21 protein-coding genes and 1 pseudogene are annotated in these 23,647 nt (G+C 70.1%); 19 read left to right on the forward strand and 3 right to left on the reverse strand.

Annotated features, from left to right (window positions below; all coding sequences use genetic code 11):
- Nucleotides 1-36: 36 nt before the first annotated feature.
- The gene (locus ACTRO_RS02635) at nt 37-381 is read right to left on the reverse strand and encodes a winged helix-turn-helix transcriptional regulator (RefSeq protein WP_051450198.1); all 345 of its coding nucleotides are present in this window, start codon (nt 379-381) and stop codon (nt 37-39) included.
- A gap of 175 nt (nt 382-556) precedes the next feature.
- On the opposite strand from ACTRO_RS02635, the gene ACTRO_RS02640 reads away from it, so the two are divergent.
- From ACTRO_RS02640 to ACTRO_RS02695, 14 genes and pseudogenes are all read left to right on the forward strand, one after another.
- A complete protein-coding gene (locus ACTRO_RS02640; protein ID WP_034260887.1) occupies nt 557-1,384 on the forward strand; it encodes an LLM class flavin-dependent oxidoreductase in 828 nt (275 codons plus the stop codon).
- A gap of 41 nt (nt 1,385-1,425) precedes the next feature.
- Nucleotides 1,426-2,073, forward strand: a complete 648-nt coding sequence (locus ACTRO_RS02645; RefSeq protein ID WP_169739802.1) for a hemerythrin domain-containing protein — start codon at nt 1,426-1,428, stop codon at nt 2,071-2,073.
- 53 nt (nt 2,074-2,126) lie between these two features.
- Nucleotides 2,127-2,540: a nitroreductase/quinone reductase family protein gene (locus ACTRO_RS02650; RefSeq protein ID WP_034260889.1), complete on the forward strand. Its 414-nt coding sequence runs from the start codon at nt 2,127-2,129 to the stop codon at nt 2,538-2,540.
- A gap of 112 nt (nt 2,541-2,652) precedes the next feature.
- Nucleotides 2,653-2,820, forward strand: a pseudogene (locus ACTRO_RS50665) (NF041680 family putative transposase); the annotation flags it as partial.
- A 27-nt stretch (nt 2,821-2,847) separates the two neighbouring features.
- Nucleotides 2,848-3,021, forward strand: a complete 174-nt coding sequence (locus tag ACTRO_RS46700) for a hypothetical protein (RefSeq protein WP_157435668.1) — start codon at nt 2,848-2,850, stop codon at nt 3,019-3,021.
- 52 nt (nt 3,022-3,073) lie between these two features.
- The gene (locus ACTRO_RS02655; protein ID WP_034260891.1) at nt 3,074-3,655 is read left to right on the forward strand and encodes a hypothetical protein; all 582 of its coding nucleotides are present in this window, start codon (nt 3,074-3,076) and stop codon (nt 3,653-3,655) included.
- A gap of 1,008 nt (nt 3,656-4,663) precedes the next feature.
- Nucleotides 4,664-5,203 (forward strand): MauE/DoxX family redox-associated membrane protein, encoded by a 540-nt coding sequence (locus ACTRO_RS02660; protein ID WP_034260893.1) that lies wholly within the window; start codon nt 4,664-4,666, stop codon nt 5,201-5,203.
- 34 nt (nt 5,204-5,237) lie between these two features.
- On the forward strand, nt 5,238-5,783 hold the full coding sequence (locus ACTRO_RS02665; RefSeq protein WP_034260896.1) for a TlpA family protein disulfide reductase: 546 nt from the start codon (nt 5,238-5,240) through the stop codon (nt 5,781-5,783).
- Nucleotides 5,783-7,699, forward strand: coding sequence for an ABC transporter ATP-binding protein (locus ACTRO_RS02670; protein WP_034260899.1), 1,917 nt, complete (start codon nt 5,783-5,785; stop codon nt 7,697-7,699). The genes ACTRO_RS02665 and ACTRO_RS02670 overlap by 1 nt, the downstream gene beginning before the upstream one ends.
- On the forward strand, nt 7,699-8,454 hold the full coding sequence (locus ACTRO_RS02675; protein ID WP_051450201.1) for an AfsR/SARP family transcriptional regulator: 756 nt from the start codon (nt 7,699-7,701) through the stop codon (nt 8,452-8,454). The genes ACTRO_RS02670 and ACTRO_RS02675 overlap by 1 nt, the downstream gene beginning before the upstream one ends.
- A 25-nt stretch (nt 8,455-8,479) precedes the next feature.
- Nucleotides 8,480-9,172: an ABC transporter ATP-binding protein gene (locus ACTRO_RS02680; protein ID WP_051450202.1), complete on the forward strand. Its 693-nt coding sequence runs from the start codon at nt 8,480-8,482 to the stop codon at nt 9,170-9,172.
- Complete coding sequence (locus tag ACTRO_RS02685) at nt 9,169-9,633, forward strand: S26 family signal peptidase (protein WP_063627915.1); 465 nt, start codon at nt 9,169-9,171, stop codon at nt 9,631-9,633. Before ACTRO_RS02680 ends, ACTRO_RS02685 begins: the two co-directional genes overlap by 4 nt.
- A 78-nt stretch (nt 9,634-9,711) precedes the next feature.
- The gene (locus tag ACTRO_RS02690) at nt 9,712-9,927 is read left to right on the forward strand and encodes a hypothetical protein (protein WP_034260901.1); all 216 of its coding nucleotides are present in this window, start codon (nt 9,712-9,714) and stop codon (nt 9,925-9,927) included.
- 133 nt (nt 9,928-10,060) lie between these two features.
- Nucleotides 10,061-12,820 (forward strand): ABC transporter permease, encoded by a 2,760-nt coding sequence (locus ACTRO_RS02695; protein WP_157435669.1) that lies wholly within the window; start codon nt 10,061-10,063, stop codon nt 12,818-12,820.
- Nucleotides 12,821-13,068: 248 nt separating this feature from the next.
- On the opposite strand, the gene ACTRO_RS02700 is transcribed toward ACTRO_RS02695, so the two are convergent.
- On the reverse strand, nt 13,069-13,989 hold the full coding sequence (locus ACTRO_RS02700; RefSeq protein WP_051450203.1) for a hypothetical protein: 921 nt from the start codon (nt 13,987-13,989) through the stop codon (nt 13,069-13,071).
- Between the two features lie 266 nt (nt 13,990-14,255).
- Between ACTRO_RS02700 and ACTRO_RS48545 the strand changes: the two genes are divergently transcribed.
- Nucleotides 14,256-14,522: an ATP-binding protein gene (locus ACTRO_RS48545; protein WP_211244064.1), complete on the forward strand. Its 267-nt coding sequence runs from the start codon at nt 14,256-14,258 to the stop codon at nt 14,520-14,522.
- Between the two features lie 47 nt (nt 14,523-14,569).
- On the opposite strand, the gene ACTRO_RS02705 is transcribed toward ACTRO_RS48545, so the two are convergent.
- On the reverse strand, nt 14,570-15,613 hold the full coding sequence (locus tag ACTRO_RS02705) for a LacI family DNA-binding transcriptional regulator (RefSeq protein ID WP_051450204.1): 1,044 nt from the start codon (nt 15,611-15,613) through the stop codon (nt 14,570-14,572).
- A gap of 379 nt (nt 15,614-15,992) precedes the next feature.
- On the opposite strand from ACTRO_RS02705, the gene ACTRO_RS45130 reads away from it, so the two are divergent.
- The 4 genes from ACTRO_RS45130 (at nt 15,993) to ACTRO_RS02720 (ending at nt 23,638) form a co-directional block, all read left to right on the forward strand.
- Nucleotides 15,993-16,328 carry a hypothetical protein gene (locus ACTRO_RS45130; RefSeq protein WP_084315913.1) on the forward strand — a complete coding sequence of 112 codons (336 nt, stop codon included), beginning with the start codon at nt 15,993-15,995 and terminating at the stop codon, nt 16,326-16,328.
- A gap of 451 nt (nt 16,329-16,779) precedes the next feature.
- On the forward strand, nt 16,780-18,873 hold the full coding sequence (locus ACTRO_RS02710) for an ATP-binding SpoIIE family protein phosphatase (RefSeq protein WP_211244065.1): 2,094 nt from the start codon (nt 16,780-16,782) through the stop codon (nt 18,871-18,873).
- 428 nt (nt 18,874-19,301) lie between these two features.
- Nucleotides 19,302-19,748: a hypothetical protein gene (locus tag ACTRO_RS46710; protein ID WP_157435670.1), complete on the forward strand. Its 447-nt coding sequence runs from the start codon at nt 19,302-19,304 to the stop codon at nt 19,746-19,748.
- 791 nt (nt 19,749-20,539) lie between these two features.
- Nucleotides 20,540-23,638 carry an NACHT domain-containing protein gene (locus tag ACTRO_RS02720; protein ID WP_157435671.1) on the forward strand — a complete coding sequence of 1,033 codons (3,099 nt, stop codon included), beginning with the start codon at nt 20,540-20,542 and terminating at the stop codon, nt 23,636-23,638.
- Nucleotides 23,639-23,647 lie beyond the last annotated feature (9 nt).

Here is a 23,647-nt window from a genome sequence, read left to right on the forward strand (position 1 = left end):
GACGCTTGTCACCCCACTTCGACGCCCACCTCTCAATCACTCCGGCGGATTGGCAAGGCTCCACGCGAGTAGCGGCCGCGTGGCGTCCATTAGGCCCTCGCCTCGCTGAGTCGGTGTGTAGAGGATCTGCACCGGGGTGGTCGGGATGACCGTACGCTCGATCAAGCCGTGCTGCTCCAGTTCGCGCAGACGCTGTGTGAGCAGGCGGTCGGAGATGCCGGGCACCATCGCGCGGTACTGGCTGAACCGCCGTGCGCCGCGCTGCCCCGCGAGCAGCACGATGCCCACCCAGCGGCGCCCGAGAAATTCCAGAACGGGTTGGAAGGCGCGGCATGCCTCGTCGGTGGCCGTCCTGTCCGGGGTCGGGCGAGCGGTATCCACTTACTCAAGGTAAGTCGATAATACTGGCGTTGTCCAGCTCAGGCGGCGCGGCCACACTGGAATCCGAAACGCACGCGTGCCGCAGCGCCAGATCGGTCCACCTGCACCACACTGGACTGGGCAGGACGCGCGCGTCTCACGCCGGTACTGAGCTCCTGGGAAAGCTGGCGATTCCATGTATGAGCGAACGATCCGGTTCGGGCTGTGCGTGACACCCGACATCGACGACGTCGCCGGGGCGGTCGCGCTGGCCAGAGCGGCCGACGACGGTGGGCTCGATCTGCTCGGTATCCAGGATCACCCGTACTACCCGGAATTCCTCGACACGCTCAGCCTGGTTGCGTATCTCGGCGCGCTCACCACCCGGGTGCGACTGCTGACCGATGTGGCCAATCTCGGCGTGCGTCCGGTGCCGATGCTCGCGAAGACGGCCGCCAGCCTGGACGCACTGACCGGCGGTCGGTTCGAGCTCGGCATCGGCTCCGGCGCGTCACCGGAGGGGGTCGCGAGCCTGGGCGGTCGCCCGCTCGGGGGCGCAGCGGCGGTCAACCATGTCGCCGCCGCTCTGCGTGACCTTCGCGAGACGCAGCCCGCTCCGTTGTGGGTCGGAGCCCACGGCACGCGGATGCTGGGGGTGATCGGACAACTGGCCGACGGATGGATATGCCCGCTGAACGCCTACGTGCCGCCCTCGGCCGTACCCGAACGGCAAGCGGCCATCGACCGGGCTGCGAGCGAAGCCGGACGCACGGCGTCGGACGTCCGGCGCCTCTACAACGTACTGGGCGCCATCGACGGCGACGGCGACCAGGGCTTGTTCGGCACCAGTGAGCACTGGGCGCGGACGCTGGCGGGCTGGACCGGTGAACTCGGCTTCGACACTTTCGTCTTCTGGCCCACCACCAGCCATCTGAATCAGGCGCGGCGCTTCATCGACGAGGTGGTGCCGAGGGTCCGAGAGCTCATGGCCGGACCAGACCGTCACCAGGGAAGGGCCACATGACGGACACGAAGGCCCCGGGCGAGATGACCCGGGCGATGATCATGGTGCACACCGGCTTCCGCCGAGAGTTCGGCCTCATGCCGAGCCTCGTCCGGGCCGTCACAGACGGAGACCGGCAGCGCGTGGCCATCGTCGCCGACCACATCGACCTGCTGGGCATCGCGCTGCACGAGCACCACCACGGTGAGGACCAAGCGCTCTGGCCCCTGCTGCTGGAGCGCTGCCCGACCGACCTTGCGCCGGTGGTGCACGGGATGCAGGAAGACCACGACCGGATCGCCGGGCTGATCAGCGAGCTCGCCCACGCGGTGACGGCGTGGCGCGCCAATGCCGACCCGAACGACCGCGCCGCCGCCGCAGGCATCCTGGACCAGTTGCTCCCGGTGCTGCGTGAGCACCTCGGCACGGAGGTGCGGCTGGTAATGCCCCTGGTCGAGCAGTACATCAGCGCTGCCGAGTGGAACACGATGAGTGCGGTGCACAGCAACAATCGCACGCCGGACCAAATCGCGCTCACCTTCGGCATGGTCATGTACGAGGGTGAGCCGGCCGCCATCCAGGACCATTTGAAGGATCTGCCGCCTGCGACCCGTCCGGTGTTCGAAAAGGCCGCGCGGACGGCTTATGCCGCGTACGCGAAGATTCTGTACGGCACCTCGACCCCGCCCCGCATCGGCATCGATATCTGACGTGGATCGCGAATAATCGGTGATTCAACGCCACTACCCATGAGGAATGACAAATGGCTTCGCTCAACGAAACGGTAATTGCGGAATTCCGGGCCAACGGCGGCGTGCTCGGCGGCCACTGGGAGGGCAAGTCGACCCTGCTGCTGCACACTCCTGGTCGCAAGTCCGGCAAGAACTTCGTCCACCCGGTCGTCGCGGCGCCCCACGGGAACTCGTACGTCATCTGCGGCAGCCAGGGTGGAGCCCCGGTCGATCCGCAATGGGTCGCCAACCTGGAGGCCGTCGACGGTCCGGTGACAATCGAACTCGGCGGCCGCACCCTCGCCGCCGCCCACCGGGTGGTGCGCCCCGACGACCAGGAGTGGGAGCGCCTGTACGGTGTTTTCCGCGCCTACTGGCCTGACACGGTTGAATACGAGAAGCGGACCGACCGGCAGTTCCCGGTCGGCGTCATCACGCCCCGCTGACCCGTAGTACAGGGGTGAGGGTGAGGTGCATGGGTGGGGGTCCGGGTGTCGAGCGGTTTGCTCTTTCGTCTTCGCACCGGCCCCCGCCGTGGCTGTTCCCTGTTCAGGCAAGCGCCGGCCCTGGGAACAGCCGCTCCCACCCGAGAGACTCACCCCCGCCACGGTCCGCCGGGGGTTTCGCGACATCCGCGCGAACCTCCCCGAGCTCGCCAGCGCACCAAAACCCTCCAGGCCAGGCCCCGGACGGCCGGCAGGGTTCCGGAACAAAACCAAAGCCCCCGTTCGAGGAGCACCACGCCGCGCACGGTTGAAGGACAAGCTGGTACTCAGTTGTCGTTCGTTGTCTGACTGCCGAGGCCTGATCGCCCGCGACGTGGCGGACCTGCGTCGCATCGGCCGGATCCAGCACGGCGACCCCGACTATTTCATGCCCGGGATCAAGAAACTGATCCGGTATTGCCAGAAGATCGGAAAGCTCTGAGTCCGTCAGTGCACGAACATCCGGCGCATGGCCCTGGCGCTAGGCTGCGGCCATGACGAATGCGTCTGAACTGCTCGACCGCATCCGGCGCGAGCCCGGGATCCAGGCGGGGCTGGCGACGGTCGGCGAGTTCGATGTCAACCGCCTCGACCCGGAGCCCGGGGCGGGCGTGGGCTCCGGCGCGCCGTTGGCGTGCGTCGCCGGGGACTTCACCGGCGGTGGATTCTTCGAGTGCGGCGAACCGGCGGCCTTCCGCCCCATCCTCTACGTCAGCTCGGAGGGTCAGGCGGGGCTGATCGCCGATGACCTGGTCGCAGCGGTCGAACTCTTCGTCGGCCTGCCGTACTGGCGGGACTGCCTGACCTATTCGGGCAATGGCGATCTGGCCGTGATGACCGCGGCCGCCCGGTTCCTCCAGCGCGATTTCCTCGCCGGGGACGCCGACGCCGCGCGCGAGCAGGCAGAACTTGCCCGCGCGCTTGGCTTGCGCGTCGCTTCAGCCGATGTGCTGCTCGGCCGGCTGCACGCCGCGGTGAGCCGCACGGATCCGGACTATGTCTTCTCGGACTCCACCGGACGGTACGAGGGACTGTTCGGACCGTTCACGCCCGATCGGAACACCAGCTGGCGCTAGGCGCCTGCGGCCGGGCCGGGGTCCGCCGGTCCGCCGATGACGGTCCACAATTCGCCGCTGCCCGAGTAGATGGATTTCCGTAGTTCCTCGGCGCCACCGCGGCAACCCGACGCGGGGCGCGGTCAAGACTCGAGCAGGCCTCGCCGCGCCAGCGGTACTCAGTGAGGTGATCCCGACGACGCTTCCGGGCGGATCGGGCATCGGGTGGCATCGCGGACGTCGGCGACGTAGAACGTGGAGCCGCTGGTAGAAGGGTTCTGACTGAGAAAGATCCTCCACCGGAACGGCTCCGCGTGTTCGCGGTCCTGACCGAACGCTGGAAAGCACGCGAGCACGTCACCATCGGCCCCAGACGGATCACCCAGATCGCCCGAGCCGCCCTCGCCATCACGCGATTCGAATGCCCAGAAGCGAGCTGAACTTCGCTGGGATCACCTCAGTGAAGCTGGTCCCGCCTACCGGCAAACGACGCGTTCTCCTTACTTACGCCTTTGCGAAACAAGATCAGGGACAGATCTAACTCAGGGATCTGTCGTGAATCTTGTCGCGGAGTCGCAGCCTACTGTGGTCACCCGACCCGAGCGTTCTCGGGGCCGAGATGCTGAACATGGTTGTGCGTGTCGAGCCCAAGCGATTCGCAGGGCCGTGGTCGAAGACGATCGGAAAGTCGTTCTACGCGCAATTGATCCAGGTTTCGACGTCACGGGTGCCGATCCAATCGCCGTGATCGGTCCCTCGGTCGCCGTCGGGACGGCCTGGTGCCGTCACGGTGCCACTCAACGGGCCCGCAGCGTCCGCCCATGTCGGCGACCCCGGCACCGCGCCGACCTGTCTCGGCATCAGTGTGCTCACGTCCCGGAAAAGCTCAGATTTTCGGCCTGTGCGATTCCGTAACTCAGATGCATTGACAGCGCACCGACCCATCGGGAGCATGGTGAGCGGAGAGCGCTCTCCCGCAGAGCGCGCACGGGTATGCGCGGTCGCGCACGGGCGGACGGGACGGGTGTGATGACGTATACGACGTTGGGTCTGAGCATATCCATATCAGGTGTCTTTCTTCTTTCCGCGGCCGGGAAGCTGCGCGGCCGCGCGGCGTTCGAGGAGTTCGCCGTCTCGGTCGGAGTCCTCGGGGGGCTGCCGGCGCGGTGGGTCCGCTCGGCCGCGCTCGCGCTGGCCGCGGCTGAGCCGGCGGTGGCCTTGCTGGTGCTGGTCCCGGCCACCGCGCCGGTCGGCCTGGGCGCCGCCGCGATCCTGTTGGCGGCCTTCACGATCGCGCTGGTCCGGGCCCTGCGACGGCGGATCCGCACGCCCTGCCACTGCTTCGGCGCGGACGCGGCGCCGGTCGGCCGGCGGCACGTCGGGCGCAACGCGGTCCTGCTGGGCGCGGTCGCGCTCGACCTCGCCCTGCTGCCCGGGCGGTCGGGCGCCCGGCTCGAACCCGCGGGTATCGCGCTTTGCCTGCTCGCCGCGGCCGCCGCCGTCGCAGGGGTCGCCTTGCTCGACGATATCGCGGCCTTGTTCGCCCCGGCACCGGAACACCTGCGTTGATCCTGGGGATCCAGCCCTATCGGAGGAGAACACCGTGGCAATCCTGACCGCCGCCGTCATTCTGCTTTCCATCCTTGTCATCCTCGACTTGGTTCTCTCCGCCGCGGTGATCCGCCGCATGCGGGTCTACGAGTCCGCCCGTAACGCCCCGCCGGACCGCGGCGGCCTCGCCGACGGCGCGCCGGTGCCCGAGTTCGCCACGACCACCGCCGACGGCGCCGAATTCGCCACCGCGAGCCTCGCCGGAGCGCGCACGCTGCTGGGGTTCTTCGCGACCTCCTGCACGCACTGCGTGGCGGCCGCGCCCGCCCTCGCGGACCGGGCCGGCCGGCTCGCCGCCGAGGGCGTCGAGGTGGTGCCGGTGCTGACCATGGACGAGGTCGGCGCGCTCGACGGGGTGGCCGAGAGCATGCGCGCGGATCTGGCGAAGGCCGGCACGCTGATCACCGAGCCCAGGCCGGGACCGGTCGTCTCCGCCTTCCAGATCAGGGCGACGCCGTCGTACGTGCTGGTCGGGCCGGACGGCAAGGTGCTGACCTCCGGCTACACCGTGGACGAGTGTCTGGCCGCGCTGGTCTGATGGCGGAATCGGAAGCCGGCGCGGACCGCGGCGCGCGCGTCCTGGCGGGGCGCGCGGCCGGTTCGGTCGCCCTGGTGGCGCGGGCGGCGCCGGGGATGCTCGCGCTGCGCGGCGCCTCGACCGTGCTCGACGGCGCTTGGCCGGTGGCGACGGCGTGGCTGGCGAGCCTCCTGATCGACCGGCTCGCCACCGGGCACGGCCCCGACCCGGTGCTGTTGGCCGCGCTGGCGGCCGCGCTCGGCGCGGCGACCGCCGTGGCCCGCTACCTGGGCCAGTACGCCGGGCAGGAGATCGGCCGGCGCGTCACCGAGCGCACCCGCTCCGAGCTGTTCGCCGCCGTGGTGCGCGACCCGGGCATCGCAAGGCTCGAAGACCCGGGCTACCACGACCGGCTGCAGCTGGCCCAGCAGGCCAGCCAGCTCGGGCCGGCCCAGCTGGTCGACGCGCTGCTGGCCGTCCTCGGCGGCGCGGTCACCGCCGTGGGGTTCGTCTCGGCGCTGGCCGCGCGCTACCCGCTGGTCGCGGCGCTCGTGCTGATCTCGACGCTGCCCGCGCTCTACGGGCAGATCGGCCTGGGCCGGCTGCGGGTGCGCACGCTGGAGGCCGCCAGCCCGCGGCAGCGGCGGCAGGTGTTCTACGCCATGCTGCTGCTGGATCTGCGCGCGGCCAAGGAGATCAGGCTCTTCGGCCTCGGCGAGTTCTTCCGCACCCGGATGATCGGCGAGCTGCGCGCCACCCAGGAGGCCCAGCGCACGGCGGACCGCGCCGCCGTGCGGCTCGATGGCGGCCTGGCGCTGCTCAGCGCGGCGGTGTCCGGCCTCGCGCTCATCCTGGCGGTGCGGCGGCTCGAGCACGGCCAGGGGACGGTGGGCGACCTGGCCGTGCTGACCGCCGCGATCGCGTCGGTGCAAGGCGCCCTCGCCGGGATCCTCGCCCAGGTCGCGCTCGCCGGGCAGAGCCTGACCATGTTCGGGCACTACCAGGCGCTGACCCGCGACCCCGCGGTGCCCGCCGGTCCGGCGGCCCTGGCCGCCCCGGCCCCGGCGCCGAGCGCGCCGCCGCTGCGCACCGGCATCCGGTTCGACGACGTCTGGTTCCGCTACCAGCAGGACCAGCCCTGGGTCCTGCGCGGCCTCGACCTGGGCATCCCGCACGGCGCGTGCGTGGCGCTGGTCGGCCTCAACGGCGCCGGCAAGTCGACCCTCGTGAAACTGCTGTGCCGGCTCTACGAGCCGACCAAGGGCTCGATCGGCTGGGACGGCACGGATCTCGCGCGGTTCGACCCGGCGTCGCTGCGGTCCCGGATCGGCGCCGTCTTCCAGGACCACATGGCGTTCGACCTCACCGCCGCGGAGAACATCGCCGTCGGCGACCTCTCCGCGCTGGTGGACCCGCCGCGGCTGCGGGCCGCCGCCCGGCGGGCCGGCATCGACGACAAGCTCGCCGCGCTGCCCGAGGGCTACGCGACGATGCTCAGCCGGATGTACGGCACGTCCGAGGAGCGCAGGTCCGCGGGCGTCGCCGGGCGCGGCGACGCGGTCCTGCGCAGCCCCGGCGGGGTGGTGCTCTCCGGCGGCCAGTGGCAGCGGGTGGCGATCGCCCGGGCCATGCTGCGCGAGGAGGCCGATCTGCTGATCCTGGACGAGCCCTCCTCCGGCCTCGATCCCCGGGCGGAGCACGAGATCCACCGCATGCTCGGGCGGTTGCGCCGCGGCCGGACCAGCCTGCTGATCTCGCACCGGCTCAACGCGGTGCGCGAGGCCGATCTCATCGTCGTGCTCGAAGACGGCCGGATCGTGGAACGCGGCACCCACGAGCAGTTGACGTCGGACGGCGGCCGCTACGCGGAGCTGGTCCGGCTCCAGGCGGCCGGCTACCGGCCGGTCGAGCCCGTGCCGAGCCGGGGAAAGGCGTGATGATCGAGGCTTTGCTGCTGGGCCCGCTCGAGGTGCGGGTGGACGGACGCGCGGCCGCTCCCGGCGCGCCGAAGCAGCGGGCGGTGTGCGCGGCTCTGCTGCTGAGCCCGGGCACGGTGGTCTCGGTGGACCGGCTCATCGAGGTGGTGTGGGCGCACGATCCGCCGGCCAGCGCGGTGACGAAGATCCAGGGCTACGTCTCCGCGGTGCGCAAGTCGCTGGCCGAGGCCGGGCTGCCGCGGCCGGCCGAGGTCCTGGCCACCCGGGCGCCGGGCTATGTCCTGCGGGCCGGTTCGGTGGACACTGATGTGACACGGTTCGAATCCCTGGTGGCCGAGGCCGGCCGGGCCCGGACCCGGCGCGATCCGGCGGCGGTCGCCCGGCTGCTCGGCCCCGCCCTCGGGCTCTGGCGCGGTGCGGCCCTGGCCGACGTGGGCACCGGTCCGGCGCTGCTGGCGGAGGCGGAGCGGCTGGCCGAGGTCCGGCTGACGGCGGTGGAGGACAAGGCGGCGGCGAACCTCGCGCTCGGCCGCTACCGCGAGGTGCTCGCCGGGCTGGACCGCCACCTGGCCCAGCACCCCTACCGCGAGCGCATCAGAGAGCTGCGTATGCGTGCCCTGATCGGGTTGGACTGCCCGGCCGAGGCGCTGGCCTGCTACGAGAACGGGCGCCGGATCCTGCGCGCCGAACTGGGTGTCGAGCCGAGCGGCCGGCTGCGCCGGCTGGCGAGCGCGATCAGCGGAGGAGTGGCATGAGTGCCGAGACCAGCCGAGGAGCGGCATGAGCGCGGAGATACGGCTCGAGCAGGTGCGCAAGACCTTCGCGCTGGGCCGCGACCAGTCGATCACCGCGGTCGGCGGCATCGACCTGCGGCTGGCTCCGGGCAGCCTCACCGCGCTGACCGGTCCGAGCGGCTCGGGCAAGTCGACGCTGCTGCATGTGATCGGATCGATCGAGCGGGCGGACGAGGGTTCCGCGGTGGTCGTGGACGGGCTGGAGCTGACCCGGGCGTCGCGGCGGGAGCTGACGGCGTACCGGCGCACCGTGGGGTTCGTCTTCCAGCGCTTCCACCTGCTGCCCGCGCTCACCGCGCTGGAGAACGTGATGGCGCCGGTGATCCCGGAGCGCAATCCGGGATTCGACAAGCGCGAACGCGCGGCCTCGCTGCTCGGATCGGTCGGTCTGGCCGGCCGGGAGCAGTCGCTGCCGTCGCGCATGTCCGGCGGCCAGCAGCAGCGCGTGGCCATCGCCCGGGCGCTGATCAACCGGCCCAAGCTGCTGCTGGCCGACGAGCCGACCGGCAACCTCGACTCGCGCACCGGCGCGGCGATCCTCGAGCTGCTGCTGCGGCTGCGCGAACAGCACGCGGTGACGGTGGTGCTCAGCACACACGACCGCGTCGTGGCGGAACGCTGCGACACGGTCGTGGAGTTGATCGACGGCCGGCTCACCGGGCAGGAGGTGGCGGTATGAGCGCGCCAGCGCCCGGGTGGCCGCGCGCCGGCGCCGGCCTGCTCGGCGTCGGCGTCCTGACGGCGGGCGCGGCCGTGTTCGCGGCGCGCCGGCTGCTGGTGTCGGTGACCGTGGTGGGGGAGAGCATGACGCCCACCTTCCGCGACGGCGAGCGGCTGCTGGTCCGGCGGACCGGGCGCGCGCGGGTGGGCCAGGTGGTCGTGCTCGACAACCGCGAGCCGGGCGCCCGGCGTGGATACGCGGACCGTCAGTCTCCTGATCTGCTGGTCAAGCGGCTGGCGGCGGTGTCCGGCGATCCGGTGCCCGAGCCGGTGTACGACGCCGTCGGCGCCGGCCCGGGCGACCGGGTGCCGCCGGGCCGGATCGTCGTGCTCGGCGACGCGCCGGGCAGCGTGGATTCGCGCAGCTGGGGCTACCTCGCGGCGGACCGGCTGCGCGGCGTCGCGCTGCGGGCTCGGTAGCGAATCTGTAGCGCGATGTCCTCAACTGTGTGTGCGGGGCCGACAGAAGGCCGGCCCGGTTCGAAAAGGGGATTCGATATGTCGATGATCTCCCAGCTGGGCGATCGGATGCTCGGGGCGATGCTGCCCAAGGCGCGGGCCGCGGCCTGCACGCACGCCAGCGGTTGGTGCAGCGGGGTGACCAACGAGGGCGGCGGCGCGTCCTACAAGATCTGCCAGGTCGGCAACCAGTGCATCGAGTACGACTTCACGCCGGGCGAGACCTACACCTACGTCATCCGGACCTGCTGTTAAGGCATGACGAGTCCGGGCCCGCGGGCCCGACGCTCCGAGCCGCTCCGGCGCCGACCGCGCCGGAGCGGCCGCCCGCGTTTCCCCTCCGCCACCGGCCTGAACGAATCGGGAGCCGTTTCCGAGCATGTGGACCATGATCCTCGCCCATCTGCGGTTCCGTCGCGGCCGGTCGCTGGCCACGCTGCTGGCCGTGGCGGGGGCGGTGACCAGCTTCGCGCTGCTCACCTCGGCCGCCCGCGGCTCGCAGGTGACCGAGAGCGGCACGGTGAAGTCGGCGTACCGGACCAGCTACGACATCCTGGTCCGGCCGGCGGGCACGGCCTCGGACGGGAGTCTGCTGGCCCCCGCGGCCGACGCGGGCATGGACGGCGGGATCACGCTCGCGCAGTGGCACCGGATCGAGGGCACCGCGGACGTGTCCGTCGCGGCTCCGGTGGCGCTCGGCGGGTACGTGATGACGGCCGGTCAGGCCACCGTCGACGTGCGCAAGTTCCTCAAGCCCGGCGTCGATTCCCAGGTGCTGCGGCTGACGCCGACCTGGGTGTCAGACGACGGTCTGACCAAGGTGACCGAGGGCCCGCTGTACTTCTACGCGACCGACCACGAACTCGCCGCGATCCCGGACGACGTGAGTTCCGGCATGTCCGGCGTGGGCTGCCAGGACGTCGGTATCCCGCAGGTGGACGCCCCGCAGACGGCGTCGCAGTTCAGCTATCTGTGGTGCTGGTCCAGCGATGCGCACTCGACGTATCAGAACGCGATGGACACGGTCGTGGACTATCCGTACATCACCGTCAGCTTCTCCTTCCCGATGGAGCTGGCGGCGGTGGACCCGGACCAGGAGGCGAAGCTCGACGGGCTCGGCGGCGCGGTCGTCTCCGGCCGCTCCCTCCAGGAGTCCGACGCCCCGTCTGTATACACATATAAAGACTCATATATGAATGCTTCCGTCCCCGCCGTGCCCGTGCTCGCCGCGGACCGGCCGGAGACCGGCGAGTCGCTCAGCCTGAGCGTGCAGCAGATGACCGGATCGGCCGCGGTACAGGACGTGACCAGCCAGTCCAAGGTCAGCGCGATCGCCGCGCTCGCCGCGCAGAGCGGCGTCCCGGCCGGGACGTTGAACGTGTCCGACGCGCAGCCCTACCAAGACCTCCTCGACGATCTCGACAGCACGGCCAATCCGCTCAACCCGGGCCAGAGCCGGCAGGTGAACCCCGAGGTGGTCAGCTACTACGCGGCCGGGCCGGCGACGTTGTCGGGCAGCGGCAAGCAGCGCGCCGAGGCGGGCACCGCGGCCGGCGCGCAGGCGTGGGGCCGAACGGATTCGGGCCCGGCGAGCGGGAACGTCGTGCCGCCCGAGGTCTCCGACACGCAGACCCGCGGCCTCGTCGGCTACAGCGCGGTCAACCCCGAGGGGCTCGACTCGCTGCCGCTGGACCGGGTCGACCAGTTCGCGCCCGCGCTGCACGCCGTGGGCGAGTTCGACCCCGGGAAGATCGACCTCGGCGCCGGGACCTCGTCGATGTCCGACGACTGGATGCAGGCGCCGGACACGTCGGCGCGCGGCGCGCGGCTCGCCCCGGACGACAACCCCGCCGGTCCGGTCGCCCAGAGTCCGACGCTGATCACCACGTTCGCCGGGCTCGCGGCCCTGCGGAGCACGAAGGACTACGCCGCTTCGGGCAAGGGGACCGGCCTCGACGCCGCGGCGCCGATCAGCGACGTCCGGGTGCGGGTCGCCGGCGCCGTCGGGATGGACGATCTCTCCCGGGCCCGGGTGCTGGCCGTGGCCGACGCGATCCACCGGGAGACCGGCCTGCGGGTGGACATCGTGGACGGCTCCTCGCCCACCGCGGTCACCGTCTCCGCCCCGGCCGGGACCTTCGGACGCCCCGCGCTCGAACTGGCCGAGCCCTGGGTCGAGCAGGGCGTGGCCACCGCGATCGTCTCCGCGCTGGACCGCAAGACCGTCGCGCTCGCCCTGATGGTTCTGATCGCGTGCGCCCTCGCCATCGGCAACGCGGTCAGCGCGGCGGTGCGCACCCGGGTGACCGAACTCGGCGTGCTGGCCTGCGTCGGCTGGGGACGGGCAAGACTCTTCGCCCTGGTCTTCGGCGAGGCGACCGCCACCGGGCTGGCGGCCGGCTGCGCCGGCTGCGTCCTGGCGCTGGCCCTCGCCCCGCCGCTCGGCGTGCATCTGCAGGTGGGATCGGCGCTGCTGGCCGTCCCGGCGGCGATCGGCCTGACCCTGATCGCGGCGGCCGTCCCCGCCTGGCGGGCCACCCGCGCGGATCCCGGCGCCGCGGTCCGGCCCGCGGTCCTCGCGCCGCGCCGGTGGGTGCGCGCCCGCGGCGTCGGCGCGATGGCCCTCGGCAACATGCTGCGGGTGCCGGGCCGCACGCTGCTCGGCGCGTTGAGCCTGGCCATCGGGGTCGCCGCGTGCACGGTGCTCGCCGTGATCCAGGTCGACTTCCACGGGCAGGTGGTGGGCACCGTGCTGGGCGACGCGGTCACCGTCCAGGTGCGCGGCGCCGACTACCTCGCCGCGGCGATCATCATGCTGCTCGGCGCCATCTCGGTGGCCGACGTCCTGTACGTCGAGATCCGGGAGCGCGCGGCCGAGTTCGCCCTGCTCGACGCGACCGGCTGGAGCGCCCGGAGGCTCACGCTGCTCGCGGTCTACGAGGCGATCGGGATGGGCGTGCTCGGATCGCTGGTGGGGGCGGGCGCGGGCCTCGGCGGCGCGGCGTTCGCCGGGGCGATCCCGGTGAACGTGTGGCTGACCGCCGCGGCGGTCGCGCTCGGCGGCATCGCGGTGACCTGGATCGGAGCCCTGATCCCGGCGACGTTGCTGCGGCGGCTTCCGGCTGCGCAGCTGCTGGCCGAGGAATAGGCGGTCTGGCGGTCTTGGAGATCGGAAAAACCTCTGCGCCGTCCGTCAGCGGATAGGGGCGGTTCCGCGGCGCCTGAGCACGCGCCGGGCGCAGGCTGCCGGCGATGATCGGCGCCGCAATGATCGGTGCGCAGTCGACCATCGGGGAGTACACCAGTGGGCTGATACGTACGACGCCGACCGCGACCCCGGACCGCCGCCGCCTCGACGCGGCGAAGATGACCGTCGCCGGTGCGGTCGCTGGTGTGTCAGGGCTCGTCATCGCCGCCGGTGGCCTCGGCATCGGGGACGTCCTGATCCACGGTCCGCGTCCGAGCGATGCGCATCCGGCGCGGGCGATCTGCGCGTCGGTGCTGCTGGTTGCTGTGTGCGTTCTCGGCGGCATGGCGATCGGCACGTTGCTGCGCCCGTGCGGCTGCCTTGATGTGCTCGTGCGTGGATTGTGGGTCGTGGGTTCCGCGTCGGCCGGACTGGTACTCCCAGATTTCGTGGTCCAGTGTCCGGGGGTCGGCGTTCATGCGGGTGGCGGCGGCATGGACGAGGGCGGCGACGTCGTCCGGCGCGAGCGTGTCCTGCTCGACTCCGAGGGCCGCGGCGGTGAACCTTCTGATCATCCGATCGGGCTTGACGTCGGGTAGGCCGAGGAGCATGCGTAGATACCGCCAGGAGATCCCGGATCCCTGGCCGGGCACGGTGCGCCAGGCGTCTTGTGCGCTCTGGCCGAGACCAGTGCCTTCGGCGGCTTGAAATTGCTCGGCGGTGTCGATTCCGAGGTCTTTCAGCAGCGATGCGGCCGTGTGAACGGCCTCGGCCTTGCGTGCTGCGCCCGGCTGTGTCGAGACGCGGTTGCGCGTCCCGATCGTGTCGATGAACGCGTCAACTCCGCCCAGTCGGTCGTATAGGTCCAGCAGATCGCTGAGGGAGTCGTTGGAGGCGTCCGCCTGCTCCAGGCGCCTGAACCCGCGATATCGGCGGATCACCCCGCAGGTGATCGGGTATCGCGTGCTGAGTGACCAGATCGCGTCGATCACCGCGAGGGCGATGCCCTCGGGGTAACCGGCCACTCCGGTCCACTGCTCGGGCGGCGGCAGCAGACGTGAGCAGGCGGCCACGAGTTTGTCGAGGTCGTCGCCGGACTTGTCGCCAAGGGGCCCGGCCTCGTCAGACATGCGATTTCCTCCATGGGAGCGCTCGGCACACTCTCGCACGGCCTCCGGCATGATCACTGTGCTTTTCCGTATTCCGAGGGCCGCTGCTACTGCCGGGCCCGGTGGACGGACGCCATCGCGGTCGCGAACGAGACCAGTTACGGCGCCCATGCCCCCCACCTCTGCGTCCGATCGGGCGATTCGGCGGTTGCCGCGCGGCGCGTCGGGGAGAACGTGCTGGACGATTCGGGCTGAGTATTACATAACTGTTCTCACATGGATGTGTGGTGCTCGCGGTCAGTGAGCTGGTGACCAACGCCGTCTGCCACGCACCCGGGCCCTGCACGCTGGAGATGGCGGCAGAGCGCGGCCACGTGCGCATCACGGTCAGCGACACCTCCCGACTGGTTCCGCGCGCCAGAACGCCGCAGTACGACGGCAAGGGCACGCGTGCTTCCAAGGAACTCGATCGAAGTCGAGGAGCTGCGTCCGCCGGCCGCGGCTGCCGCCTCGCGGAACGCGCACGGGCTACCCGCCGAGAAGAACCAGGCTGACGGAGCCCGGCAGCGCGCCGTGGATTGCTTCTGCCGGGCTCGGTTCCTTACCTCGGAGCCCGCAGCGTGTGAGCCGGGCCGCGTTCGGGGGCGCTTTCCCGCAGAACCAGGTCCACGGGATAGAAGCGGCGAAAACCGAAGCCGGGGTCGCCGTCCATGAGGATGCGGGTGGCGTCGGCGGCCATCTGTTCGACCGGCAGCCGCATGGTGGAGAGCGGCGGGTTGGTGCAGATCGCGGCGAGGCTGTCGTCGAATCCGATGACTGCGACGTCCTCGGGGACGCGGAGGCCGGTGGCCGTGATCGCCTGGATGGCTCCGGCGGCCATGAGGTCGCAGGCGACGAACATGGCGTCGATCTCGGGATGGCGCTCGAGCAGTTCCCGGGCGGCGTCGTGCCCGCCGTCCCGGCAGAACCCGCCGTCCGCGCCCAGTTCGGGCAGCCCGAGGTCGGTGATGGCGTTGCGGTATCCGTCGCGGCGTTGTGCGGCGCAGCTGTTGGTGACGGGTCCGTGGATGGCGGCGATGCGGCGTCGGCCGATCCGGTGGAGGTGGCTGACGGCGGTGCGCACCGCGCCGAGGTTGTCCACCTCGAGCGCGGGGACCGCGGGTGCGGTCGGGACGAGCGAGATGACGCGGCGACAGCGTAGGTAGTAGCGGGTGGCCAGCTCTGGCGTCACGTTGGCCAGCAAGGCGCCGACGGTCGCGTCGGCGGCTAGCGCGTCGATGGCTGCCGCGGCCCGGTCGGGGGTCAAGGCGTGGATGCGCAGCTGTGTGCCGGTCCCTTCGAGGGCTGACATCACGCCGGCCAGGACGCGGCCATAGTGCGGGTGGGCACCGATCCATCCGCTGGTACAGGAGTCGGTGACGATCATCTCGATGGTGCGGGTGCGGCCGGTGGCCAGGGCGCGTGCGGTGGAGCTGGGCTGATAGCCGAGTTCGGCCGCGACCGCGCGCACACGGGTGCGGATCGAGGGGGAGGCGCCGGCTGCGTGGTTGATGACGCGCGAGACGGTGGCGGCCGAGACACCGGCCGCGCTGGCCACATCACGGATGGTGGGCTTGCCGCGTTGAGCGCGAGCGGCTTGGTTCATGGTCCCTCATTCTCGTGGCCGCCACGCGGTTGCGCGTCGGCGGTTGAACACAGCGTTCCAGCCCGAGGCTAGGACTGAAAGCGGTTTCAGGTGAAGACTCCGAGGACCGATCGCCACAAGAAGAATGTTCGGGTGCTGGAACAGCACTGCTATCGCCGTGAGCAGCGAAAAGTCCTGTCCGCCTCCCGTCCCCGTACCCGGCGGGGACGGCATCGCGAATCCTTCGACGACCCTACGCGCACCGGCAAGACACTGATCGACTTCTGATGAAGAGGGGGATCTTCGTGCGCCATCGATGGAAGACCTGCTTCGACGAGGCGCTTCGGGCACGGTGGCTGGTCATACGGCTGTCGCCCGAGGCGGGAGGCCGCTGCTCATCGTGCTCACCGCCGTCGACGTGGCCGCCGCCGTGCTGCCCGTCGCGTTCGTGCTCTTTTCCAGCCGGGTCATCGGCCGGGTGCCGGGCGCGGTCCGTCACGGAATCGGCTCGCCGCAGTGGTATTCGCTGGTCTCCGCGTTTCTGCTGGTCTCAGGCACGTTTGTCGTGCAGCAGGTGTTCACGCCCTTGCGACGTCGGACGCGAGCAGCGGATCCGGGTGGACAGGCGGAGGCGACGTTCAAATCCAGCGCGGCCAGCTCAACTCCGACAGCCGGCTCTTCGGACAAGTCACTACCCGGACCCGCCGCTGCCAAGCCTATGACCCGAACCGCTTGACAGATACAGAGGCACCCCGGGTTTCTTGGAGTGGATCAGCCCTCCATGAAAGCCGGGGTGCATCGACCCGTTCTACCTGAGTGCTCTGGTCCACCCGGCTTGTTTGGAATCGTCCAAGCAAGCTGGGCGGACCGTACCACCGGTCCACATCGATCGATCTGCGCTTTCGTATCCGCGATCGGCCAGGATCGGCATCTCGGCGGTGTAGTGCCTGGTGATCGCCCGGATCTGCACCGCTTGGGGAACGGCGATGTCGTTTGTTCGCTCGAGTGTTAGCATCTGTCTGGGGGTAAATCTGGTGATTTTTACCGTTCCTCCATCTCCCTGAGCGGAAGGCGGGCAGGGTGTGGTGACAGCCGGGAAATCCACCTCCGCGGAACGCTCCGATGCTCTGGCCTCGGTGGATCCAGGGCGTCCGCCGGATGGAGAGCTGCCGGACAGTGCCCGGCTCGTGGCTCTTGAGTTGGCCCTCCGGCAGGCCAAGGCGTGCCTGGGCGGCCTGGAAGCCTTGGTGCACTGGTGCGAGCCCGGTGACGGGCTGCTGCTGGTGGCTTCCGACCAGCTGATCCCGGCGTGGGCCGAGCCGTGGGCGGACCTACGCGGCGAGCAGGCCGCGGCGCCGGTACAGGCCGTGCGGGCCGGCGGCTATGCGTGGGTGGAAGGGGACGCCCTGGGGATCGGCGCGTCCGGCACCGCCGCGGTGGCGCTCATGGGTGGCTCCGGTCCCGTGGGGGCGCTGTCCGTGCTCACGGGCGGCGCCGGCGAGCCGGATGAGATACAGCGGTCCTTCCTGCGCGCGATCGCCTCATGGGCCGCGGCGCAGGTGCAGGATGCGCCCGAGCGGTCGGCCCCTGCTCCGGGATCCATGGGCGAGCGCCCGGTCCTGATGGGTGAGCTGACCGCCGCGCTCGCCGAGGCCGTGACCGCCCAGGACGTCGTGCAGGCCGTCGCGGAGCGCGTGATGCCCCCGTTCGGTGCCGACGGGCTGCTGGTCCAGGTGCTCAACGAGGACGAACGGCTGTACGCCGTCGGCTCCTGTGGATACCCGCAGGAGTTCACCAGCCTGATGGACGGCTTCCCGCTCGCCGACTACGCCACTATCCATGACGTGGTGCGCACCCGTACCCCCCGGTTCATCGAGTCGAGAGCCGAGTACAACCGCCTCTATCCCTCGATGCACCAGGTGAGCACGGAATCACCGAAGCAGGCGTGGGCGTTCCTGCCCATGATCGCCTCCGGTCGGACCATCGGCCTGTGCACGGTGTCCTTCAGCGAGCCGCGCGTGTTCAGCGACGAGGAGCGCACTCTGCTGACGGCTCTGAGCGGCCTGGTCGGCCAGGCCCTGGAGCGGGCACGCCTGTACGATCTGGAGCACGCCCGCGCCCGGGAACTGCAGCGCGGTCTCCTGCCCAGCGCGCTGCCCCGGCTGCCCGCCGTCACCGCCGCCGCCCGCTACCTGCCCGCGGCCCAGGGTGACGAGGTGGGCGGGGACTGGTACGACGTGATCCCACTGTCCGCCGACCGGGTCGCCATCGTGATCGGCGACGTCATGGGACACGGCCTCGCGGAGGCGGCCACCATGGGACGGCTGCGCACTGCCGTGAGCACCCTCGCCGACCTGGACATGCCACCCGACGAGTTGTTCGACCGCCTCAACGACCTCGTCTCCGAGCTGGGCGACGACTTCTACGCCACCTGCCTGTACGCGATCTTCGACCCGGTCTCCGGCACCCTGTGCTACACCGTGGCCGGCCACCCGCAACCGGTCGTCGTCCATCCCGACGGCACCGTCCACAGCCCGGCCCTCACCGTCGACCCGCCGCTGGGCGCCGCACAGCCGCCGTTCGAGACCCATCAGCTGCAACTGCCCGGCGAGAGCCTGCTCGTCCTTTGCACGGACGGGCTCATCGAGTCGGCCACCCAGGACGTGGAGCAAGGGCTGGCCCGCCTCCAGCAGGTCCTGGCCCAGACCGTATCTCCCACCGCGTACTTCCAGGGCACGGACGGGGACGACGACGTCCAGCGACTGGAGGACCTGTGCGACACGGTCGTCGCGGCCCTGCTGCCCGACAGCAAACAAACCACCGACGACGCCGGCCTGCTCATCGTCCACACCCGGTGCGCCGACCCGGGCGCCGTCGCAAGCTGTGACCTGCCCGAGGATCCGCGGGCAGCCGGCCAGGCCCGCCAGTACATCCGCACACAGCTCACCGCTTGGGGGCTGTCCGAGCTCGTCCTGACCACCGAACTGCTGGTGAGCGAGCTGGTCGGCAACGTCATCCGGCACGCCAGCGGCCCGGTCCGGCTGCGTCTTCTGCGCAGCCGAACCCTGATCTGCGAGGTCTACGACGGCAGTCTCAACACGCCTCGCATCCGCCGTGCCGACTACACCGATGAAGGCGGACGCGGCCTGCAACTCGTCGCAGCCCTCTCCCGACGCTGGGGTGCCCGGTATCTCCAGGACGGCAAATGCCTGTGGACCGAACAGGAACTGCCGAACGGCACGTCTCCGGCGGCGGGATCCACCTCGTCGCATGCCGCCTGAAACCGCCTCCGCGCGGGGAGGTGGTCCGCGCACGGCCAGCGCAAGGCTACGCTCGTGAACCGGCCGTGCGGGGGCGTTGTGGGAGGCCGATGACGTCCCGTCTCGACTCGGCGGGACGTCATCCACTGCGGCCACCCGGTCCTCCACTGACGATCACGATCATCCGGCCCCGAGCGCCTTCGAAGGGGCCGATCGCGCGATGCGACGGCGTCGACGAACCCTGCTGTGACGGCATTCGGCTGCGTCGCTGTCGTGTTGATCGCAGCTCTCATCGGCGGGATCGCCGTCGCGATCGAGCACTTCACCGCCACACCGGCCACGCCCATTCCAGTGCCCACGGGCCCAGCCGGCTCGACCGCCTTGGCCTTCGCCGGTGCGGTCAGCGCCGCCTCCGGTGGCGACTCCGACCCTGACTTGACCCTGACTAGGTGACGCAGTGTTCGTTCTCTGATGGAACCTGGTCGGCGACGATCGTCCTGGACACGCCGGGAAATCAGTGGTCGATCGCCATCGCCGAAACGGCGGGTACCAACGCGACCACGGCTGCAGCTTCGGCCACGACCGGATATCCCCGCCCGGACAAATATCCCGGTGTCGACGGAATGATGAAGAACCCCCCTTCGGACTCGCTTTCACTGCAAGTACTCTCGCGAAAGGGGATCGCCTCGTACCTGAATCCAGACACCGACGACAGCCAAGGCCAAGACGACCTTTTGGATACTACGCGCCGGTCCAGCACAACAACGGCTACGGATCGATCAATCACTCTGGCACCAGGTCTGCGATCCGGCTCACTGGACGTGTGGCTGACCCCTCATGATGTCGATGGCGCGAACCTGCAGTTCCACATCTCGGGCTCATGGTCATGTGAGTAGTGCTTGCGTCGCTTCCCGATCGAACGCGCGAAGCCGGCTGGGATCTTGCGCCAGGCGAGGCGGGCGTTCAAGGTCAGGTATCTGTGGGGTCTCACTGCTTGTCACGTCTCCTGCAGGGAGCAACCTCCCGCGCTCCCCACGAGCCCCCACAACACCGCCGCAGCTCCGGACGCCAACAAGTACTCGCAGTTCAGAAGCGTCCAGCGAGAAAACGAACGGATCGTCAGCCGCCTTGGGAGCGCGTCAATGTAGGCGAGAGCAGCGGAGAGATCCATTGAACAAGCTCCAACTTGATCGTGCATCCCGAATCCTTGATTCGCACGAACTGCTGTCGCGATCAGGCTCGAGACCGGCGACCGTGGTGATTTCACGAACCGTCAGTACCCGGCTCAGGCTGCTCCCTGCTCCTAAGCGGCGGTGATCAGCGCGAACTCTTTGAACGGCCGAGCTCCAGCCTGGTCGTCGACGGTGCCGCTCCCAATCCTTGGGAGCAGTTGATCTCTTCGGGCCCTTCGAAGAGGTAGCGTGCGCCGGGCTCCATCGATACCTTCCGGTTTGGCGTCGCGTAGAAGTGTTCGGTCTGGACTGCAGCGTAATCGACAAGTACGGAAGAGCTCCGGAGCGTTTCACCCTGAGGCGGCGGCTTCCGTTTCGCCGTCCCGGCCAGTTGCGCGTGCGTATGGCGCGGTAGGTGAGAACGGCCGCGATGATCCACCGTGCGCCCCGGCCCCGTGACCGGGGAACTTAGCCGATAGCAGGACTCTGAGCTTGCGTTCGGCTAAAGTTGGCCTGTGGAGAGGCAGTCGTTCAGGCTCGTCGTCCTGGGTGGGCGCGGCGCGGGCAAGACCTCGTTTCTCGTCGCGATGCTGGGCTCTTTGACTACGACGGACGGTGCCCGGCGGTTTTGGTTGGATCCGGCCGGTCTCAGGTCCCTCGATCAGGTGCGTGCGTTGGGAACGCGGGGCGCGGACGGCTATCCCCGTGCCACACAGGAACTGATCTCCGAGATTTCACTCAGCTGCAAGATGATGGTCGGCTTGCCTGGGCGCGTCGGCTTGCGGTTCTCGAACCTGCTCAGGCCCGGTGCGGCCGCGGGGCATCTGGGTTCGCTGTTCGACCTCGTGGCCTGTGACTATCCGGGAGACTGGCTGGAGACGCCGGGTGCCGGGCGCGACGGGCTGCACGAAGCGCTCCACGCGGCGGACGCCCTGGTGGTCGCCGTCGACGGCGAGCTCGTGCTGGCGCTGTTGCGCGGTGAGACTCGCGGGCGGGCCTATGTGAAGGAGGCACTGCCCCGGTTGCTCGACCTGGTGGGGCCGATCCAGGGCACACGCGCGATCCCCGCCTGCGTGGTCCTGACGAAATGGGATCTGCTCGATTCCGCGGGCTTCGGCCTGGCGCGGGTCCGTGACCGGCTACTGAGCGAGGTGGAGGGGCTGCGACACCTGGTCGAGCTGGATCCGGCAGGGCGCGCGCGCCTGATACCGGTGTCGACGGCCGGGCACTTCCGACAACCGCAGGCGGAGGGCGAGGCCCGCTCCTACGCGGAGCCGCTCTCGACACCCGACACCACGAACCTGGCCGTGCCGATCGCCCTGGTGTTTCCCGGGTTCGCACGGGAGGTTCTCGCGCAGGTGCGGCGGCATCGGCGCAGGCGGGTGCTGGTCGGTGCGTCGTGGGCGGCGCTCGCTCTCGTCTCCGCGATCGGCCATGCGATCAGCGCCCTGGTACTCGTGGGCAAGGAGATCGGCAAACAGGTGGGTGCCGATCAGACGGACGTCGCCGCGGACGCCGGCACCATCGCGAAGAGCGCCTCGCGCTTTGCCGAGAAGTCACGGCAAGCGGCTCTGGCGGACCAGGCCCGACTCATCCGCAACGCCGCGCACATGGCCGAGACGGTCAGAGAGTCGTCCGGAGCGGTGATGGAGAGGTTCGGGAAGGAGTTCAGCAGCAGCGATCTGGCCGCGGCCGCCGCCAGCCGTGCCGACCCGAACGGCACGCGGAGTCGTGGCCGGCCGTCGCCCGACCCGCGCGGAGACAGGACCCTGAGCCAGGCTGCCGCTCGGGTCGAGGCGCATTTGGACGAGACCGCCGACAGGCTCGCGCTCTGGGCACGCGCCGCGGCCGAGGCCGAGGTGCGGACGCGCGGTCTCGAGTTTCCCGCCCCGCTCGGGTTCCGCTGGGTGCGCCGAAGCGGATCCGGCGGCCCGGCGGGACCGGAGGTGGCGTGCCATCCGAGCCGACTCGTCGAGGCCTACGAGGAACGGGAACCCGATACGCTGATGGTGACGGCCGGTCCCGGGGCGGGCAAGACGGTGCTCTCGCTTCTCCTGGTCCGCGGGATCGCCGAGCGCCGCCTCGAGCGGGGTATCGGGCCGGTGCCCGTCAGCATCCCACTGAGCAACTGGAGCAACGAAGCGCTGCCGGAGTGGATCGAAGACCAGATCTCACTGAGCCACCCCTGGCTCGGGGCGCTCGGCGGTGAACTGCTGCACAGCGGCAGGCTGCTGGTCGTGCTGGACGGCGTGGACGAGATGCCTGCCGCGTGGATCGGCGGTTTCCTTGAACGCCTGGCCCGATTGCCCGCAGCGATACCGCTTCTCGTCACCTGCCGCACCACGGAGTACTCCCTGTCCGGACCGGAGTGGGCACAGGGTCGGCTGGCGGACGCCGAGGTGATCCAACTGCTCCCCGCGTCCGTGGACGAGGTGTTCAGATACATCCGCGACTCGTCGCCGGCCGAGGTGCACGGCGAATGGCTGCCGCTGAAGGCATTGCTCCTCGCCGAGCGAAATACCGAGTTCAGACGCGTGCTCACCACGCCGTTGACGGCTTGGCTGGTCGCCCGGCTCTATGCCGCCCGGCCTGCCGACTTCATCGGCTACCTGGGCAACGAGCCGGACGTACGCCGTCTCCAAACCGACCTGTTGCGCTCCATCCTGGCCGGCGGTACTCGCAGGGAGGCCGTTGTTCCGAGCGCGAGCCGGATGCTGCGGTCGCTGGCCCGGATCATCCGCGAGATGCCCGCCGCCGATGACCGAGAAGCGCCGACGGGACAAGACTTCGCCTGGTGGCGCCTGGCTGACATCGCTTCCGTTCGCAAGCTCGTCAGTGCGGCCGCCGGGGTGTTCGGCGGTCTCGTCACCGCGGTGGCGGTCGCTCTCGGCACTGCTCTCGTGCTGTGGGGGCATGTGACGAATGGTTCAGCCTTGGCTGCGAGCCTGGTGCTCGGGATCGTGGCAGGTGGTTACGTCGGCTACGCTTGCGCGACCAACTCGCCGGAGCCGAGCAGCCTGCAGGTCCAGGTTCCGAAGAGGATGCGCGCGTCGGTGCGCGCCGGAGTGATCGTGGCGGTGGTGGGATGCGCGGCTGGGATCGCCGTGTCCACAACGGTCGGCGGCGCGCTCTTGGGCCTGCTGATGGCGGTGCCTGTGGCTTTGACGTACGCCTTCCTGACGACCGAGGTCGATTCGCGGCTTGTGGCGAGCCCTCGTGCTCTGTACAGATCGGACCTGACCCAGTCGGTCATCTTCACCGCTGCGTACGCGCTGAGTATCGGCACTGTCGGCAGCTGGTACCGCGGGCCCCTTCTCGGCGTGCTGCTCGGACTTGCGAGCGGCATCACCGGTGGCATGACTTATGGGATCGTCTTCGAGCTCGCCTTCGTCGACAGGAAGGCGAGGCGGCAGGCGCCCACCGGTCTCGTCGCCTGGCTGCGGTTCCGATTCGCAATGGCGTGGTTGGCGTTCCGGGGCAGGCTGCCGTGGCGGATCTTCCGTTTTCTCGGCCAGATGCATCAGGCGGGCCTGCTGCGCCAGGTGGGACCGGTCTACCAGTTCCGCCACCTGATGCTTCTGGAAGAATTGGCCCGGGAAGAGGGCAAGGAATGATTCGCTCAC

Source organism: Actinospica robiniae DSM 44927, from assembly GCF_000504285.1.
Lineage (GTDB): Bacteria > Actinomycetota > Actinomycetes > Streptomycetales > Catenulisporaceae > Actinospica > Actinospica robiniae.